The sequence below is a fragment of the Streptomyces sp. NPDC048001 genome, from assembly GCF_043203115.1.
Taxonomy (GTDB): domain Bacteria; phylum Actinomycetota; class Actinomycetes; order Streptomycetales; family Streptomycetaceae; genus Streptomyces; species Streptomyces sanyensis.
In genome coordinates this window covers 1-13,535 of sequence record NZ_JBIDBN010000024.1, presented here as the reverse complement: position 1 = coordinate 13,535, position 13,535 = coordinate 1, and the positions used below count along the sequence as shown (strand labels likewise).

Sequence of the window (13,535 nt, the reverse complement as noted above, 5' to 3'; positions counted from 1 at the left end):
CGCTTTCCGGCCTCTCGGCCTTCCGGCGGCTCCGACTCTATCAGACCCTTTCGGCTCCGATTCCCGGTCGGCGGGACTGCCTCAAAGGGACCGCTCTCGCGTTTTCCTTTTCGGCTTCCACCACGTTAGCGGATTCTCCTGGCGCCTCATAATCGAGGCATTCGAGCAGAATTTCGGCATGCCAAAATTCGCCCGGTCCGGGAGTCGTTCGTGAGTGATGGGGTGCCGCCCCGGGGTGCTTGGAGGCACATCCCGTTCCAGCGGCTCGGAATACATTAGGGGTCCCGCCCGAGTGCGTCAAGTCGACCGCCCCCGGGCTGGGCGGACCGGGCGGGGGCCCCGTCGTCGGGTCGGCGGTCGCGCTGTCCGTCACCGGTCACTGCACCGTGCGCCCGGAGGGCTCGGGCCGGCCCGTGCCGTACCCGGATCGCCGTGGCGCGTCCCCGCTCTGTCGGTTCGCCGATACGCGGCGACGGGACGAGCAGGCGCAGGCAGCGGCTCAGGAGCCGGCGGACGGTCGGGCTCTCGGGCTCAGCCGGTACGCCGAGACCGTCGGATCCCCGGCGAGGGAGAACCGGTGCTGCCAGTCGTGGGCCCTGCTCACACCCACCCGGGGACCGACCCGGATCAGCGCGGCGGGTACCGGCTCGCCCTCGGACAGGACGACCGAGGGGCCCGACAGGACGTCCGCGCCGTTGTGCTCCCCCGTGATGCCGAGTGCCCGGCAGAAGTTGCCCGGACCTCTCGCCAGGCGCGGGCCGTCGACCCGCTCCCCCCGCCGCTCGCGTGCGAGCTCCTCCCCCTCCACGATCCTGCCCGCCCGGACGAGGACGGCCGAGGCCGCGCCCTCCGTCCCGGTGACGACGTTGGCGCACCAGTGGAGGCCGTGGGACCGGTAGACGTACAGGTGCCCCGCGGGTCCGAACATGACGGCGTTGCGGGGCGTCCGGCCCCGGTAGGCGTGGGAGGCCGGGTCGGCCGTGCCGGAGTACGCCTCGGTCTCCGTGAGGACGGCGCTCACGGTCCCTTCCGGGGTCCTGCAGGTGAGGACGCTTCCGAGCAGCGTGGGGGCGACCTCCTCGGCGGGCCGGGCGAGGAGGTCAGCGTCCACGTTGGGCGTCCCCCTCGGCGCGGGTGGAGCGGAGGTGCGCCCGGCGGGGGGCTCCCCGCGTCACCGCGCTGCGCACGGGTGCCCGACCCGGCAGCCCGGGGGCGGGCCGGTCGTGGAACGGGAGGGGCAGCGGCGTACGGTCGGGTCTCACGGTCACCGGATCGAGGCTACCGGGGAACCGCCCGCGGTCCTGCGGCGTATACGGGGTCGACGGCCGTGCGACCGAGACGACCGAGAAGAACAAGCTAGGAGTGGACATGGGCTTCAAGAAGCTGCTCGCGAGCCTGGGTGCCGGCGGTGCCTCCGTGGAAACCGTGCTGTCCGAGGAGAACGTCGTACCGGGCGGCGTGGTCCAGGGCGAGGTGCGCATCCAGGGCGGCTCCGTCGACCAGCAGATCGAGGGGCTCTCCGTCGGCCTCCAGGCGCGGGTCGAGGTCGAGAGCGGCGACCAGGAGTACAAGCAGGACATCGAGTTCACCAAGGTCCGCCTCGGCGGTGCCTTCGAGGCGAAGGCCGGCGCGGTCCACGTGGTGCCGTTCGGCCTGGAGATCCCGTGGGAGACGCCGGTCACCGCGATCGACGGCCAGATCCTGCGCGGGATGCACATCGGTGTGACCACCGAGCTGGAGATCGCCCGCGCCGTGGACTCCGGTGACCTCGACCCGATCAACGTCCACCCGCTCCCCGCGCAGAAGGCCATCCTCGACGCCTTCATCCAGCTCGGGTTCCGCTTCAAGAGCGCCGACATGGAGCGCGGCCACATCCGGGGCACCCGCCAGCGGCTGCCGTTCTACCAGGAGATCGAGTTCTTCGCCCCCCAGCAGTACCGGGGCCTGAACCAGGTGGAGCTGACGTTCATCGCCGACGAGCGCGAGATGGACGTCGTGCTGGAGATGGACAAGAAGCCGGGCCTGTTCACCGAGGGCAGCGACTCCTACCGCTCTTTCCAGGTCGGCCACCACGACTACCAGGGCACGGACTGGGCCGGCTACCTCAACCAGTGGCTCGCCGATGTCGGCGGGCGCCGCAACTGGTTCTGAGGGCCCCGGGGCCTGCCGGGCGCACAGCGTCCTCCGTCCGGGCGTCCTCCGTCCGGAGGGCGGGCCCGGTGTCCGGTGCGTGCGCACGCACGGCCGGGGGCAGGATGGGGCAGCGGCTGCGCTGCCGGCCGACGGCGCGGTGCGCGGGCGTGCAGGGCGCGGCGGCCAAGACGGCACGGGCCGGACACCGAGGCCCTGAACTAGGCTCGTCTCCACCGCTGCCGGACCGCGTTCCGGCGGACCGGCGGTGGTGGAACCGACAGGACTGCCGAACCGGAGGTTTTCGACGTGGCCGAGCCGACGCGGGCTCCCCTTCCGCACGACTTCCACCCGCCGGTGCCCTCGTTCACGGTGGTGAGCGACGACATCACGCCGGGTTCCGACCTGGGGGACGCCCAGGTGCGTGCGAAGGGCGACGCCTCCCCTCATCTGCGCTGGGAGGGCTTCCCGGAGGGGACCGGGAGTTTCGCCGTGACCTGCTTCGACCCGGACGCGCCGACGGGCAGCGGGTTCTGGCACTGGGTGCTCTTCGACATCCCGGCCTCGGTGACCGAGCTGCCCGCCGGGGCGGGCGGCGGCACCTTCGCCGGGCTTCCGCCGGGGGCCGTGCACGTCCGCAACGACTACGGGTCCCGGGACTTCGGCGGCGCCGCGCCCCCGGCCGGTGAGCGCCACCGCTACGTCTTCACGGTGTACGCGGTGGACACCGGGAAGCTGGGTCCGGACGCCGACTCCTCGCCGGCCGCGGTCGGCTTCCATCTGCGTTTCCACACGCTGGCCCGGGCCCAGGTGATCGCCGAGTTCGAGGAGCCCGCCGCGGGCTGAGTGTTCGCCTCCCGTTTGCCCTGCCCTGGTTCTGGAGAGATCAGGGCAGGGCAGTTTTTTCTTGCCGGGAGCCGGGGGTTCGTCCTCCGGGCAGGCACGGATATTGCGTTGTCCATCTCGGCGCGCCCGGCCAGAGTTGTTGCGAGCCCGAGCCCGCCGACCGGGCACGGGGCGTGAACGGGAGGTGGGCTGGATGCGTGACACGCTGGTGCTGAACGCGAGCTTCGAGCCGCTGTCGACGGTGACGCTGAACCGCGCCGTGGTTCTGGTTCTCCAGGACAAGGCAGTCGTCGAACAGGCGCACCCGGAGCTGCGTGTGCGCGGCGCCGCCGTGGACCTCCCGGTGCCCCGGGTGATCAGGCTCTGCCGCTACGTACGGGTGCCGTTCCGAAGACAGGCGCCGTGGTCGCGCAGGGGTGTGCTCGTGCGGGACCAGAACCGCTGCGCGTACTGCGGCGGTCGGGCCACGACCGTGGACCATGTGGTGCCGAGGTCGCACGGAGGCGCCGACTCCTGGCTCAACACGGTGGCCTCGTGCGCGGAGGACAACCACCGCAAGGCGGACCGGACGCCGGAGCAGGCGGGGATGCCGCTGCTGCACCGCCCGTTCGTCCCCTCCCCGGCCGAGGCGATGCTGCTGGGGCTGCGCTCCGGCGAGCGGGCGGCTCTCCCGGACTGGCTGGTGACGGCACCCGCTGCCTGAGGCGACGGGGCCGGGTCCGGGTGGGGCGCGGCGTTGCCGGACGGGCCCGCTCCCGCGGTGGCGGGAGCGGGCCCCTCGCGTTCTCAGCGCAGCAGCAGCTGGACGATGGCGCTCACGCCCACCACGACGATGACGGTGCGCAGGACGGCGGGGGGCAGGCGGCGCCCCACCTTCGCCCCGATCTGGCCGCCGGCCGCCGAGCCGACGGCGATGAGCAGCACGGCGGCCCAGTCGAAGTCGGCGACGAAGAGGAAGAACAGGGCCGCGATGCTGTTCACGATGGCGGCGAGGACGTTCTTGACGGCGTTGAGGCGCTGGAGGGTGTCGTTCAGGAGCATGCCCATCAGCGACAGGTAGAGGATGCCCTGGGCGGCGGTGAAGTAGCCGCCGTAGACGCTGGCGAGCAGCAGTCCGCAGAACAGGGCGGGCCCGACGTCGGCCGCGCCGGACGCGGTCCCCCGGCGTTCGCGGCGGCGGCGGACGGCCGCGGAGATCCGGGGCTGGAGGACGACCAGCACCAGTGCCAGCGCGACCAGGACGGGGACGATGGTCTCGAAGGCCGTCGGGGGCAGCAGCGTCAGGAGCACCGCTCCGGTGACCCCGCCGACGGCGGCCGCGACGGCGAGTGTGCGCACCCGCCGTCCTTGGCCTCGCAGTTCCTCCCGGTAGCCGATGGCGCCGCTGAGGGAGCCGGGGACGAGGCCGAGTGCGTTGGAGACCGTCGCGGTGACCGGTGGCAGGCCGGTGGCGAGCAGGACGGGGAAGGTGATGAGCGTTCCCGAGCCCACGATGGTGTTGATGGTGCCCGCGCCGATCCCGGCGGCGAGGATCGCGAGTGCTTCCCAGACGGACAACGAATCCCAGATGGACAACGCCATCTCCTCCACGGTCGATGAGACGCCTCCCCGCCACAGGGTCGAGGGGCCTCACCGATCATCCACGGGGGTGCGGCCGTCAGTCGATGGGGGGTTGCTCCCGGCGCTCGGCGGCGCTGCCGCTCTTCTGCTGGCCGGGAACGCTGCCGCCCATGCCCGCCATGGGGTTGAAGCTGCCCATGGCGCCGCTGAGGCCCTTGAGGGCGTCGCCGATCTCGCTGGGCACGATCCAGAGCTTGTTGGCATCGCCTTCGGCGATCTTCGGGAGCATCTGGAGGTACTGGTAGGCGAGCAGCTTCTGGTCGGCGTCGCCGGCGTGGATGGACTCGAAGACGGTGCGGATCGCCTGGGCCTCGCCCTCCGCCTTGAGGGCGGCGGCCTTGGCCTCTCCCTCGGCGCGCAGGATGGCGGACTGCTTCTCGCCCTCGGCGGTGAGGATCTGGGACTGGCGGATGCCCTCCGCGGTGAGGATGGCGGCGCGCTTGTCCCGGTCGGCGCGCATCTGCTTCTCCATCGAGTCCTGGATGGAGGTGGGGGGCTCGATGGCCTTCAGTTCGACGCGGTTGACGCGGATGCCCCACTTGCCGGTGGCCTCGTCGAGCACACCGCGCAGGGCCGCGTTGATCTCCTCGCGGGAGGTGAGCGTCCGCTCCAGGTCCATGCCGCCGATGATGTTGCGGAGCGTGGTGACGGTGAGCTGCTCGATGGCCTGGATGTAGCTGGCGACCTCGTAGGTGGCGGCCCTGGCGTCGGTCACCTGGTAGTAGATGACGGTGTCGATGTTGACGACCAGGTTGTCCTGGGTGATCACCGGCTGGGGCGGGAAGGGGACGACCTGCTCGCGCAGGTCGATGCGGTTGCGGATGGAGTCGATGAAGGGCACGACGATGTTCAGGCCCGCGTTGAGGGTGCGGGTGTAGCGGCCGAAGCGTTCGACGATGGCGGCGCTGGCCTGGGGGATGACCTGGATGGTCTTGATCAGGGCGATGAAGACGAGCACCACCAGAATGATCAGGACGATGATGATCGGTTGCATCGCGCTCCCTGTGCCCTTCGCTGCGGGGTGTACCCGGGGACCGGTGCCGGACCGGTCCGTCGACTGTGGTGATCAGTTTCCCAGAACTCGGGCCGTGGTGGGGCCCGTTCGGCCGGGGCGGTGCCCGTTCGGGCCGTGGTGGAGCCTTCGGCCGGGGGTGGTGGGAAGCGGGGCGTCACATGACCACGGCGGTGGCGCCGTCGATCTCGACGACGTCGACCTGTGCGCCGGCCTCGAAGGCGGCGGACTCGTCGTAGGAGCGGGCGGACCAGATCTCGCCCGCGAGCTTGATCCGCCCGTTCTGCCCGTCGACGCGCTCCACGACCACGGCCTGGCGTCCCGTCAGGGCGTCCACTCCGCTGGCGAACCCGGGTTTCTGGGAGCGCTGCCGGGCGGCGAGGGGGCGGACGACGGCGATCAGTGCCACCGAGACCGCGACGAAGACGAGCACCTGGGCGACCACTCCGGCGCCGAGGGCCGCGGTGACGGCCGCGGCCACCGCCCCTGCGGAGAACATGCCGAACTCCGGCATGGCGGTCAGCACGAGCGGAATGCCCAGTGCGACCGCGACGATCAGCCACCACACCCACGCATCGATGTCCACGGCACCCATGGTAGGGGCGGTGGTCGCCGTCGGGACAGGGGGCGTTCGGCCCTGAAGGCCGTCCGGCCGGCGCCGCGGCCGGTGGGGACCGGTCCTCGGCTTCCGCCGGGAGCAGGGGGCTTCGGTCAGCCGAGCGGAAGGCCCTGCGCGGTCCAGCGGTCGCCGGTGCGCTCGACGACGAGGGGGAGGCCGAAGCAGAGGGAGAGGTTGCGGGAGGTCAGCTCGGTCTCCACGGGACCCGCGGCGAGGACCTTGCCCTGGCGGATCATCAGCACGTGCGTGAAGCCCGGCGGGATCTCCTCGACGTGGTGGGTCACCATGATCATGGAGGGGGCGTAGGGGTCGCGGGCGAGGCGGCCGAGGCGGCGGACCAGGTCCTCGCGTCCGCCGAGGTCGAGTCCGGCGGCGGGCTCGTCGAGGAGCAGGAGCTCGGGGTCGGTCATCAGCGCGCGGGCGATGAGGGTCCGCTTGCGCTCGCCCTCGGACAGGGTGCCGAAGCGGCGGTCGAGGTACTCGGTCATGCCGAGGCGGTCGAGGAAGGCGCGGGCACGCTGCTCGTCGATCTCGTCGTAGTCCTCGTTCCACGTGGCGGTCATGCCGTACGCGGCGGTGAGGACGGTCTCCAGGACGGTCTGGCTCTTGGGGAGCTTCTCGGCCATCGCGATGCCGGCCATGCCGATGCGGGGACGCAGTTCGAAGACGTCCACCGCGCCCAGGCGCTCGCCGAGGATCTGCGCGCTGCCGGTGCTGGGGAAGAGGTAGCTGGAGGCGATGTTGAGGAGGGTGGTCTTCCCGGCGCCGTTGGGTCCGAGGATCACCCAGCGCTCCCCCTCCTTGACCGACCAGGAGACGTCGTCCACCAGAGCGCGTCCCTCGCGGACCACGGATACGTCCACCAGCTCCAGTACATCGCTCATGAGCGCGTTGTCTCCCCATGCGTCGTCGAGGTCTTCGGGTGTCGGTGCGCCGTGGGCCTCCTGCGTACGGCTCAGGACACAGCACCGAGGGAAAACCTACGCCACCCGCCCCGCGCTCCGGGCCCCGGGCCGGTCCGCGGCCGGCGCTCCGGGAGGCGCGGGGCCCCCGGGCCGGGTGCGGGACGGGACGGGGTGCGGTGCGTCACAAGGGACCGTCCCGCGATGACCGCCGGACCGGCGCCCGGCGCCGGATGCGGTGCATCGCAGGGCGGAGGAGCTTCCGCATACCGGATGTACGCGGATGTTCCGGCAGGGCGGCGAGGTGCCGCAGCCGTCGTCGCGCGCCCGCCGGGGGTGACGGGGCGGCATAGGCTGGTCGGCATGCTTTCGGAACCACGTTCAGGACGCCTGGCCGCCTGGGGCAACGCCCTGCTGGCCGGTCTCGTCCCGCCGGACGACGCCGCGGTCGCGATCACCGGCGGGGACGCCGTGCACCGGGTGGAGGGCCTGCCCGAAGAGGCCCGGCCCGTCGGGCTCACGCTGGCCCTGGGGCGGCTGCGGGCGCTGGGGGTGACGGGGTTCCGGGTGGCGCTGCCGGCTCCGGGGCATCCGCTGGGGCTGAGCGGGCCGCCCGAGTTCAACGCCCGTGCGCTGGAGGCGGAGGAGGCGGTCACGGCCGTGGGGGCGGCCTTCGGGCTGGTGCCCGAGGTGCACGAGGCGGGGCCGGTGGGCGATGTGCACCGGGAGGTGGTCTGGCGGTGCCTCCCGGTGCGTGAGGCACCGCCCGCGGACGTGCCCTCGCTGGGCGAGGCCGAGAGGGAGCTGGCGGAGGCGCTGCGGGAGGCGGCCGAGGTCCTGGCGCGGCTCGACGTGGCGGCCTCCGGTCCGGCGGCGGAGGCCGCGCTGGACGCGTACCGGGCCCGGGCCGAGGCCGGGGGCGGGGAGGGGCTGGCTCCGGGGTACCCGGCGCGGGCGGCACGGGTGCTGGAGCTGGCGCGGCGGATCGCGCTGCTGGTCTCCCTGGCCTACGGCAACGGGCACGGGGGTGCGGTCAGCGCCTCGGAGATGGCGGCGCGGGCGCGGGCGCTGGCGCCGGTGGAGCGGGTGGCACGGCGGGCGCAGGTGGCGGCGTACAACGCCTGTGTGGAGGAGCGGGAGCGCGGTCGCGGCTGACGGTGCGCCACCGCCCCGGTCCCTCGGGGGGCCGGGGCGGTGGCGGGGGCGTCAGGCGTTGGTGGCGGCGTTGCCGAAGGCGGGGTTCAGCAGGCCGATCACGTTGACCGAGTTGCCGGACACGTTCACCGGGATGTGCACGGGCAGCTGGACGAGGTTGCCGGAGGCGACGCCCGGGGACTGGACGGCCTGGCCGTGGGCGTGCGCGCCGCCGGCCTCGGTGGCGGAGGCGGCGCCCGCGCCGGCGGCCACGAAGCTGCCGGCGATCAGGGTGAGGGCTGCGGCCTTCTTCAGGTTCTTCACTGCTTCATCCTCCTGGGCGAGTGCCGCGGCGGCCGCCGCGGCACTCTGGAGAACGCCCGGCCCCCCGCACGGATACGCCATGTGAGTGACGAACACCCGTCGGTGTGAATCCACGTTCGGAAGATGACATTCCGATTGTGTGCCCCCCGCTGCGCTCCCCGGGGGGCCCGGACGCGCCCGCGTACGCCCCGGACTGCGGTCTCCTCAGCCCGCGTCACCGTGCCGGACGGCCCAGAGGGCGGCCTGCGTCCGGTCCGCGAGGTCGAGCTTCATCAGGATGTTCGAGACATGTGTCTTCACGGTCTTCTCCGAGAGCACCAGGGCACGGGCGATCTCCCGGTTGGAGCGGCCGTCGGCGATCAGGCCGAGCACCTCGCGCTCCCGCTCGGTCAGGCTCGGGCCCCGGCCCGAGCCGCCGCCCGGCGCGTCCTGCGAGAGCAGAGCCCCGGCGACCTCCTGCTGGAGCAGCACATGGCCCGCGTGGACCGAGCGGATCGCCCCGGCGAGGGCGTCGGGGTCCACGTCCTTGTACACATAGCCGGAGGCGCCCGCCCGGAGGGCGGGGACGACGGTGCGCTGCTCGGTGAAGCTGGTCACGATGAGCACCTTCGCCCGACTGCCCAGATCGCGCAGTCTGCGCAGCGCCTCGATGCCGTCCATGCCGGGCATCTTCACGTCCATCAGGACCACGTGCGGCTCCAGCTCGACGGCCCGCTCCACGCCCTCCGCCCCGTCGGCGGCCTCGCCGACCACCTCGATGTCGTCCTGCACCTCCAGAAAGGTGCGCAGACCCCGCCGGACCACCTGGTGGTCGTCGACCAGCAGCACCCGGATCCGCTCCTCAGCCACCGGGGACCTCCATCTCGATCGTGGTGCCCTCGCCGGGCGCCGATTCCACCGTCAGGGCGCCGCCCACTCCCCCGGCGCGGTCCCGCATGGAGACCAGGCCGAGGTGGCGGCCCGCCCTGCGCACCGCTCCGGGGTCGAAGCCCCTGCCGTCGTCGTGGACGCTCAGCACCGCGCCGCGGCCCCGGCGCGCGAGGGCGACGTCCACCCGGCCGGCGCCGGAGTGGCGCAGGGCGTTGTGCAGGGCCTCCTGCGCGACCCTCAGCAGTGCCTCCTCCTGGGCGGCGGGCAGCGCCCTGATGCGGCCCGCGTCGAAGGTGACCCGGGCGCTGTGGGCGCGGTCCAGGACCTGGACCTGGGTGCGCAGGGTGTTGACCAGGCCGTCCTCGTCCAGCGCCGCGGGGCGCAGCTCCACCACGGCGGCACGCAGCTCGTCGGCGGCCTCCGCGGCCAGCTCCGCCACCTGGTGCAGCTCCTCCTTGGCGCGGGCCGGGTCCCGGTCCACCAGCGCGGCGGCGGCCTGGGCCGTCAGCCGCAGGGAGAAGAGCTTCTGGCTGACGGCGTCGTGGAGCTCGTGGGCGAGGCGCGAGCGCTCCTCGGCGATGGTGAGCTCGCGGCTGCGCTCGTACAGCCGGGCGTTGGTCAGGGCGATGGCGGCGTGCTGGGCGAGGATGCCCAGCAGCTCCTCGTCCTCCTCGGTGAAGCCGCAGCCTCCGGCCGGCGGCCGGGCGCAGCGCTTGTTGGCGAGGAAGAGGGCGCCGATCACCTCGTCGCCGTCCCGGATCGGCAGCCCGAGGAAGTCGGTCATCTCCGGGTGGGCGGAGGGCCAGCCGCCGAAGCGCGGGTCCCGGGTGACGTCGGCCAGCCGCTCGGCGCGCGCGCCCTGGAGCATGGCGGCGAGGACGCCGTGCTGGCGCGGCAGGGGGCCGATGGCCTTCCACTGGGCGTCGGAGACACCGTCGACCACGAACTGGGCGAAACCGCCGTGGTCGTCGGGGACGCCCAGCGCCGCGTACTCGGCGTCCAGCAGCTCCCTGGCCGAGGCGACGATCGTCGCCAGCACGTCGCGCACCTGCAGGTGCCGGCTCATCGCCAGCAGCGCGGTGCTCACGGCTGCCAGGCCGGAGCTCGGTCGATGACTCATGGCCTCACGGTACCGGCGGCCGGTGACCTTCCGTATCGGGCCGGGGACCGCCCCGGACCTGGGCCCCGGGTCGTAGGCCGACCGGTGGTCGTAGTCCGAAGTGCCCGGCCGGGAGGGGGCCCGGGCACGAGGCGGCCGGGCGGTGCGCGTTCCTACGGTGGCGGCCAGGACACGACGTACGAGGCGGAAGAGGCGGTCGTCATGCCGGTAGCGGTGGTCACGGGGGCGTCGAAGGGACTCGGGGGCGCGCTGGCCCGGGGCCTGGCCCGGGAGGGCTGGGACCTGGTGCTCGGTGCCCGGTCGGCCGGGGAGCTCGGGGAGAGTGCGCGGCGGGCGGGGCTCCACGGCACGCGGGTGAGGCCGGTGGCGGGCGATGTGGCGGACGCCGGGCACCGCTCGGAGCTGGTGTCCGCGGCCCGGGAGCTGGGCGGGCTGGACCTGCTGGTGAGCAATGCCGGTGCGCTCGGGGCGCAGCCCCTGGTACCGCTGGCGGAGCTGTCGCTGGAGGGGTTCCGCACGGCCCTGGAGGTGAACGCGGTGGCCGCGCTGGGCCTGGTCCAGGAGGCGCTGCCGCTGCTGCGGCGTTCCCCCGCGGGGGCGGTCCTCGCGGTGAGCTCGGACGCCGCGGTGGAGGCGTACGGGACCTGGGGCGGCTACGGGGCGTCCAAGGCGGCGCTCGACCGGCTGGTGGCGGTGCTGGCCGTGGAGGAGCCCGGCCTGAGGGCGTGGAGCGTGGATCCGGGCGACATGGACACCGCGACGTACCGCGCGGCGGTCCCCGGCGACCGCGACCCGCGGCCCTCGCCGGAGTCGGTGGTGCCGGCCTTCCTGCGTCTGCTGGCCGAGCGCCCGGCCTCGGGCCGGCTGGTCGCCGCGGATCTGCGGGGCGCCGCGTGAGCACGGGGGCGGCCCGGGGCTCCGGGCGGGGAGGGGCGGGCGCCGTGCCGCTGGAGGGGCTGCGGGTGCCGCCGGAGCTGTCGGCGAGTGTGCCGGCGGAGGTGCGGGGCACGGGTCGTGAGGACGTGCGGCTGCTGGTCTCGCGGGGGCGCCGGGTGGTGCACCGGGTGTTCCGGGAGCTGCCGGGGCAGTTGCGGGCGGGGGACGTCCTGGTGGTGAACACCTCTCCCACCCTGTCGGCGGCGGTCGACGGGCGGCTGGGCGCGGAGCCGGTGGTGGTGCACTTCTCGACCCGGGGGCGGGGGCGGGGCGCGGGCGCCCGGTGGGCGGTGGAGCTGCGGAGTCCGGACGGCGCGGGGACGACGGTGCCGCGGGCGGGCGGGCCGCCGGGGGCCGTGGTGCGGCTGCCGGGGGGCGCCCGGCTGGTGCTCCGCGCACCGCTGGTCCCGGGAGCGGACCGGCTGTGGTGGGCCTCGGCGGAGGTGGCCGTGCCGGAGCTGCTGGCCCGGTACGGGCGCCCGATCCGCTACCGGTACACGGCGCGGGACCAGCCCGCCGCGGCGTACCGGACGGTGTTCTCGGTGCCCTGTCCGGACGGGTCGGGGTCGGCGGAGATGCCGAGTGCCTCGCGGCCCTTCACGGGGGCGCTGGTGGCCGAGCTGGTGAGCCGGGGGGTGCAGTTCGCCCCGGTCACGCTGCACACGGGGGTGTCGTCCCCGGAGGCGCACGAGCCTCCCTACCCGGAGCGCTTCTCGGTGCCGGCGACGACGGCGTGGCTGGTGAACGCGGCCAGGGCGGCCGGGGGGCGGATCGTGGCGGTCGGGACGACGGCCGTGCGGTCGCTGGAGTCGGCCGCCGGGCCGTCGGGCGCCGTGGTGCCGACCGCCGGCTGGACGGACCTGGTGGTCACGCCCCGGCGGGGGGTGCGGGTGGTGGACGGGCTGCTGACGGGGCTCCACGAGCCGGAGGCCTCGCATCTGCTGATGCTGGAGGCGCTGGCGGGCAGGGAGGCCCTGGTCCTCGCGTACGAGGAGGCCCTGCGGCGGGCCTACCTGTGGCACGAGTTCGGGGACACCCACCTCATCCTCCCGGCGGAGAGCACCCACATAGCGAGTTGCTGAAGCAACAGAGGGTGAGGGCGACCCTGAGGGCGTGTGAGCCCTCGCATAGGGCGCAGGTCACTTACGAACCACGCTAGTGGATACATAAAGGGCATGTGAGCACGGACAGCACGGGTTAATCGGGCGTATCGGACAAGGGTGATCCACTACCGCAGTTAGTACGTCACACCGTTGCCAGCAGATTTTGCTGCCGCTAAGAATTGCCGACGTCGCTTCCACGAACAGCGCAGAGCCGAACCGGCCCTGGAGCGACTCCCCGCTATTCGAAGAGGTACGTCTGCATGTCCGTGCTCAACTCCCCCGCCCTCCGTCGCCTCCGATCGCGCAAGGCCGCGGTCGCCGGTGTCGCCGTCGCCTCCGCCGCCGCCGTGGGGCTCACGCTCGTCCCCACCGACGCCGACGCCGGCACGACCGCCGAGGTCGCCGCGGCCGCCCCGGTCTCCTGGAAGGTGGACCCCGCACAGGCCGCCAAGGTGCAGGAGAGCATCGCCACCCAGCAGTCCTCCTTCGAGGCGCAGGTGAAGGCGCAGCTGGAGAAGAAGAAGGCCGAGGCCGAGGCGGCGAAGAAGAAGGCCGAGGCCGAGAAGAAGGCTGAGGCCGAGAAGAAGGCCAAGGCCGCCGCCGAGAAGCGTGCCGAGGAGAAGGCCGCCGCCGACCGCAAGGCCCGCGCCGCCAAGCCCGCGAAGGTGACCTACCCGAACAACCTGGACGGCTGGATCCGCGAGGCGCTGTCCATCATGAAGAAGCACGACATCCCCGGCAGCTACGAGGGCATCCACCGCAACATCATGCGCGAGTCCTCCGGCAACCCCCTCGCGATCAACAACTGGGACATCAACGCCCGCAACGGCGTCCCCTCCAAGGGCCTGCTCCAGGTCATCAAGCCGACCTTCGACGCCTACCACGTCGCGGGCACCAAGCACGACCAGTACGACCCGGT

At 73.3% G+C, this 13,535-nt stretch carries 15 protein-coding genes; 7 read left to right on the top strand and 8 right to left on the bottom strand.

The window, feature by feature from the left end; translation table 11 throughout:
• Positions 1–499: 499 nt before the first annotated feature.
• Positions 500–1,111, bottom strand: a complete 612-nt coding sequence (locus ACGF15_RS28970) for a DNA-3-methyladenine glycosylase (protein WP_392803253.1) — start codon at positions 1,109–1,111, stop codon at positions 500–502.
• Between the two features lie 257 nt (positions 1,112–1,368).
• Between ACGF15_RS28970 and ACGF15_RS28965 the strand changes: the two genes are divergently transcribed.
• From ACGF15_RS28965 to ACGF15_RS28955, 3 genes are all read left to right on the top strand, one after another.
• Positions 1,369–2,151: a sporulation protein gene (locus ACGF15_RS28965; protein WP_256526961.1), complete on the top strand. Its 783-nt coding sequence runs from the start codon at positions 1,369–1,371 to the stop codon at positions 2,149–2,151.
• A gap of 288 nt (positions 2,152–2,439) precedes the next feature.
• Positions 2,440–2,976, top strand: coding sequence for a YbhB/YbcL family Raf kinase inhibitor-like protein (locus ACGF15_RS28960; protein ID WP_345615651.1), 537 nt, complete (start codon positions 2,440–2,442; stop codon positions 2,974–2,976).
• A 193-nt stretch (positions 2,977–3,169) separates the two neighbouring features.
• Complete coding sequence (locus tag ACGF15_RS28955) at positions 3,170–3,679, top strand: HNH endonuclease (RefSeq protein WP_345615652.1); 510 nt, start codon at positions 3,170–3,172, stop codon at positions 3,677–3,679.
• An 83-nt stretch (positions 3,680–3,762) separates the two neighbouring features.
• Here ACGF15_RS28955 and ACGF15_RS28950 read toward each other — a convergent pair whose 3' ends face one another.
• The 4 genes from ACGF15_RS28950 to ACGF15_RS28935 form a co-directional block, all read right to left on the bottom strand.
• Positions 3,763–4,533 carry a sulfite exporter TauE/SafE family protein gene (locus ACGF15_RS28950; protein WP_362615315.1) on the bottom strand — a complete coding sequence of 257 codons (771 nt, stop codon included), beginning with the start codon at positions 4,531–4,533 and terminating at the stop codon, positions 3,763–3,765.
• Positions 4,534–4,633: 100 nt separating this feature from the next.
• Positions 4,634–5,590, bottom strand: coding sequence for an SPFH domain-containing protein (locus ACGF15_RS28945; RefSeq protein ID WP_392803248.1), 957 nt, complete (start codon positions 5,588–5,590; stop codon positions 4,634–4,636).
• 175 nt (positions 5,591–5,765) lie between these two features.
• Entirely contained in the window at positions 5,766–6,194 is a 429-nt protein-coding gene (locus tag ACGF15_RS28940) for an NfeD family protein (RefSeq protein ID WP_345615654.1), read from the bottom strand.
• A 125-nt stretch (positions 6,195–6,319) separates the two neighbouring features.
• Positions 6,320–7,111, bottom strand: a complete 792-nt coding sequence (locus ACGF15_RS28935) for an ABC transporter ATP-binding protein (RefSeq protein ID WP_345615655.1) — start codon at positions 7,109–7,111, stop codon at positions 6,320–6,322.
• A 381-nt stretch (positions 7,112–7,492) separates the two neighbouring features.
• On the opposite strand from ACGF15_RS28935, the gene ACGF15_RS28930 reads away from it, so the two are divergent.
• A complete protein-coding gene (locus ACGF15_RS28930) occupies positions 7,493–8,284 on the top strand; it encodes a hypothetical protein (RefSeq protein WP_345615656.1) in 792 nt (263 codons plus the stop codon).
• 51 nt (positions 8,285–8,335) lie between these two features.
• Here the strand turns inward: ACGF15_RS28930 and ACGF15_RS28925 are convergent, their stop codons facing one another.
• From ACGF15_RS28925 to ACGF15_RS28915, 3 genes are all read right to left on the bottom strand, one after another.
• A complete protein-coding gene (locus ACGF15_RS28925) occupies positions 8,336–8,587 on the bottom strand; it encodes a chaplin (RefSeq protein ID WP_345615657.1) in 252 nt (83 codons plus the stop codon).
• Between the two features lie 204 nt (positions 8,588–8,791).
• A complete protein-coding gene (locus ACGF15_RS28920) occupies positions 8,792–9,436 on the bottom strand; it encodes a response regulator transcription factor (protein ID WP_362612444.1) in 645 nt (214 codons plus the stop codon).
• Positions 9,429–10,577 (bottom strand): GAF domain-containing sensor histidine kinase, encoded by a 1,149-nt coding sequence (locus ACGF15_RS28915; protein WP_360653506.1) that lies wholly within the window; start codon positions 10,575–10,577, stop codon positions 9,429–9,431. The genes ACGF15_RS28920 and ACGF15_RS28915 overlap by 8 nt, the downstream gene beginning before the upstream one ends.
• A gap of 201 nt (positions 10,578–10,778) precedes the next feature.
• On the opposite strand from ACGF15_RS28915, the gene ACGF15_RS28910 reads away from it, so the two are divergent.
• The 3 genes from ACGF15_RS28910 to ACGF15_RS28900 all read left to right on the top strand — a co-directional run.
• A complete protein-coding gene (locus ACGF15_RS28910) occupies positions 10,779–11,474 on the top strand; it encodes an SDR family NAD(P)-dependent oxidoreductase (protein WP_345615660.1) in 696 nt (231 codons plus the stop codon).
• 44 nt (positions 11,475–11,518) lie between these two features.
• Positions 11,519–12,595: an S-adenosylmethionine:tRNA ribosyltransferase-isomerase gene (locus ACGF15_RS28905; protein WP_392803241.1), complete on the top strand. Its 1,077-nt coding sequence runs from the start codon at positions 11,519–11,521 to the stop codon at positions 12,593–12,595.
• Between the two features lie 281 nt (positions 12,596–12,876).
• On the top strand, positions 12,877–13,535 hold a 659-nt coding region (locus ACGF15_RS28900; protein WP_392803238.1), incomplete at its 3' end, for a lytic transglycosylase.

Excerpts from the sequence above, each read along its gene's own strand:
- ACGF15_RS28935 (WP_345615655.1), bottom strand. The coding sequence starts at position 7,111 with ATGAGCGATGTACTGGAGCTGGTGGACGTATCCGTGGTCCGCGAGGGA.
- ACGF15_RS28910 (WP_345615660.1), top strand. The coding sequence starts at position 10,779 with ATGCCGGTAGCGGTGGTCACGGGGGCGTCGAAGGGACTCGGGGGCGCG.
- ACGF15_RS28930 (WP_345615656.1), top strand. The coding sequence starts at position 7,493 with ATGCTTTCGGAACCACGTTCAGGACGCCTGGCCGCCTGGGGCAACGCC.
- ACGF15_RS28965 (WP_256526961.1), top strand. The coding sequence starts at position 1,369 with ATGGGCTTCAAGAAGCTGCTCGCGAGCCTGGGTGCCGGCGGTGCCTCC.
- ACGF15_RS28945 (WP_392803248.1), bottom strand. The coding sequence starts at position 5,590 with ATGCAACCGATCATCATCGTCCTGATCATTCTGGTGGTGCTCGTCTTC.
- ACGF15_RS28955 (WP_345615652.1), top strand. The coding sequence starts at position 3,170 with ATGCGTGACACGCTGGTGCTGAACGCGAGCTTCGAGCCGCTGTCGACG.
- ACGF15_RS28915 (WP_360653506.1), bottom strand. The coding sequence starts at position 10,577 with ATGAGTCATCGACCGAGCTCCGGCCTGGCAGCCGTGAGCACCGCGCTG.